This is a genomic window from Chromobacterium sp. LK1, from assembly GCF_001043555.1.
GTDB lineage: Bacteria > Pseudomonadota > Gammaproteobacteria > Burkholderiales > Chromobacteriaceae > Chromobacterium > Chromobacterium aquaticum.
Genome location: NZ_LDUI01000078.1, coordinates 1 through 1,160, shown reverse-complemented (window position 1 = coordinate 1,160; position 1,160 = coordinate 1). Strand labels below are relative to the sequence as shown.

Here is a 1,160-nt window from a genome sequence, read left to right as displayed (position 1 = left end):
GATGAATTGATGGCCCCAGCCGGCGCCGGCGCTGGGCATCACCACCCGCAGCCAGCAGGAGGATTTGTCGTCCATGCCCGCACCAATGCTGGGGTGTTCGTCCGGCCGCTGCCAGTGGAACTGCACCTTGATGCGGCCGTGCTGGTCGGTGTGGACTTCTTCTCCTTGCGGGCCAACCACGGTGGCGGTCTGCACGCCACGGGACTTGGGCTTGGCCAGTTCGGTGTGGGCGTAGGCCGGGGTCAGCGGCACGCCGCGACGCTGGGCGTCGAAGTCGGCACGGAACGGTTGCGCGTCTTTCTCACCCGCCAGCGCCTTCAGATCCGCCGGCAGATTGTTGCGCGCGCTCAGGGTCTGGCGGGTGACCACGAATTCGCGCTGCTCGCTGCTGTCGCCGTCGTGGGCCGGGTGTTCGTCCAGGCGGAACCACTGGCCGGCGGCCAGGCCACGTACCGAGCCGCCGCCGCTGAATTGCTTGGCGTTGAGGTCATGCGCCTGCTGGCGCAGCTGGGCGTAGCGGCTGAGCTGGTCGGCGTCGCCGGCGTAGTACAGCGATTGCGGGTCGTAGCCGTGCAAGGACGATTGCAAGGCCTTGCCGTTCTGGCCCTGGTCGATGCGGCTGTCGTCGCCGCTGTGCTGGGTCTGCACCGGCTGGTAGTCGAAACTGGCCAAGGCCACCGCACCGGGCACGATCTGGCGCTGCGCGTTCCACTCGGTCAGGCCGTCCTCGGCCTCGGTGGCGTCGCTGCGGTGGAAGCGCACCCGTTCCACGCTGGCCGGCGGCAGGCTGTAAGGGTCGTCGAAGGCGACCAATTGCACCTGGGGGGTGTCGCCATCGACATGATCGAAACGCCAGGCATAACCTTCTTCGTGCAACAGGCGCACGATGAAGTCGTAATCGGATTCGCGGTATTGCAGGCAGTAGCTGCGCGGCGACGCCGGGCCGGTCTTGAACTCCAAGGTCTGCACCCGCGCGAACACCGGGTTGGCCTGCTGATGCTCGGCCAGGATCTGTTTGACGATGTCCGGCACCGACAAGTCCTGGAACACCCGCGAACTGACGCGATGCCGCAGCAGCGCGAACGGCGGTTCGATGGTCAGCTGGTAGCGGCTGAAGCCGCCGTCCGAACCCAGGCTCTGCACCTTGGACACCACGCCGC

The 1,160-nt window shown here is 67.2% G+C and carries 1 protein-coding gene; it reads right to left on the bottom strand.

The window, feature by feature from the left end:
- Positions 1–1,160: type VI secretion system Vgr family protein (locus VI26_RS22870; protein WP_048412056.1), on the bottom strand; the 1,160-nt coding region annotated here is incomplete at both ends.